Genomic DNA, 1,489 nt, shown 5'->3' on the forward strand with positions numbered 1-1,489 from the left:
GCCGAGCGGTCGATGGCGGGGTTGCGCGAGGAGCACGGCCGGTTGCGGTCGCGGATCGCGGCCGGGCGGCCCGAGGCCGTGGCGCGGCAGCACACCCTGGGCAAGCTCACCGCCCGCGAACGGCTGGACCTGCTGCTCGACGTCGGGTCCTTCGTCGAGATCGACCTCTACCGCCGCGGATCCACCGGCGCCCACACCGACGGCGTCGTCGCCGGATCCGGCACGGTCGACGGCCGCCAGGTGTTCGTCTACGCCCAGGACTTCACCATCTCCGGCGGATCCCTGGGCGCGGCACACGCGGCGAAGATCCACAAGGTGATGGACCACGCCCTGGCCACCGGCTCACCGATCATCGCCCTGCACGACAGCGGCGGCGCCCGCATCCAAGAGGGCGTGCTGGCACTGCACGGCTACGGCGGCATCTTCCGCCGCCAGGTCGCCGCCTCCGGCATCATCCCCCAGATCGCCGTCGTCCTCGGACCCTCCGCCGGCGGCGCCGCCTACTCCCCCGCCCTGGCCGACTTCACCTTCATGGTCCGCGACACCGCCCAGCTCTACCTCACCGGACCCGACATCGTCGCCCAGGTCACCGGCGAACGCGTCACCCACGACGACCTCGGCGGCGCCGACGTCCACGGCACCCACTCCGGCGTCGCCACCTTCGTCCACGACGACGAGAAAACCTGCCTCGAAGGCGTGCGCGAACTACTGTCCCTCCTACCCTCCAACAACCTCGAACCCCCACCCGCACAACCCCCACGCGGCGCCACCACCGACCACCGACCCCGACTGGCCGACATCGTCCCCGTCGAGCCCAACAAGCCCTACGACATCCGCACCGTGCTCACCGAGATCGTCGACGACGCCCACCACCTCGAAATCCACCAACACTGGGCACCCAACGTCGTCTGCGCCCTCGCCCGCATCGACGGACGCGTCGTCGGCGTCGTCGGCAACCAACCGATGGTCCTGGCCGGAGTCCTCGACGTCGCCGCCTCCCAGAAAGCCGCCCGGTTCGTCCGCTTCTGCGACGCCTTCAACATCCCCCTGGTCTCCCTGGTCGACGTACCCGGCTTCCTGCCCGGCACCGAACAGGAACTCGGCGGCGCCATCCGCCACGGCGCCAAACTGCTCTACGCCTACTGCGAAGCCACCGTCCCCCGCGTCCAGGTCATCCTCCGCAAAGCCTACGGCGGCGCCTACATCGTCATGGACTCCCGCTCCGTGGGCACCGACCTGTCCCTGGCCTGGCCCACCAACGAAATCGCCGTCATGGGCGCCGAAGGCGCCGTCAACCTCCTGCACCGACGCGAACTCGCCGCCTCCGACGACCCCGACCGGCTCCGCGCCACCCTCGTCGCCGACTACCGCGCCGAACTCATGCACCCCTACCACGCCGCCGAACACGGCCTCGTCGACGACGTCATCGACCCCGCCGACACCCGCGCCGCCATCGCCCGCGGCCTCAACGCACTCCGCGACAAACGCA

General features: G+C 70.8%; 1 protein-coding gene. It reads left to right on the forward strand.

Features of this window, described 5'->3' with window-relative positions; all coding sequences use genetic code 11:
* Positions 1–1,489 (forward strand): acyl-CoA carboxylase subunit beta (locus B0I31_RS39850; protein WP_425444485.1); only part of this gene is annotated, 1,489 nt, incomplete at both ends.

The organism is Saccharothrix carnea, assembly GCF_003014735.1.
GTDB lineage: Bacteria > Actinomycetota > Actinomycetes > Mycobacteriales > Pseudonocardiaceae > Actinosynnema > Actinosynnema carneum.